Origin of the sequence: Rhodococcus sp. SB1D (genome assembly GCF_048573875.1) — a bacterium.
GTDB lineage: Bacteria > Actinomycetota > Actinomycetes > Mycobacteriales > Mycobacteriaceae > Rhodococcus_F > Rhodococcus_F qingshengii.
Genome location: NZ_JBMAIQ010000048.1, coordinates 1 through 338, shown reverse-complemented (window position 1 = coordinate 338; position 338 = coordinate 1). Strand labels below are relative to the sequence as shown.

Below are 338 nucleotides of genomic sequence, written 5' to 3'. Positions count from 1 at the left end.
TTGTCCGAGGTGGCGGGCAAGAAGGCCGGCGGGTTCTCGCTCGGTATGTCGCAGCGTCTGGGGTTGGCGGGTGCGTTGTTGGGGGATCCGAAGGTGTTGTTGTTCGACGAGCCGGTCAACGGTCTCGATCCGGAGGGCATCGTCTGGATTCGTAAGTTCATGCAGCGGTTGGCGGCCGAGGGCCGCACGGTGCTGGTGTCGAGTCACCTCCTGTCGGAGATGGCGCTCACGGCGGAGCAGTTGGTGGTGATCGGTCGGGGTCGGTTGATTTCGGATTCGACGGTCGCGGAGTTCGTGGATCGTTCGTCGGAGTCGACGGTGCGCGTGCGCAGCCCACA

General features: G+C 64.5%; 1 protein-coding gene. It reads left to right on the top strand.

Annotated elements, in window-relative coordinates:
• On the top strand, positions 1-338 hold a 338-nt coding region (locus tag ACN50D_RS31275), incomplete at both ends, for an AAA family ATPase (RefSeq protein WP_419970266.1).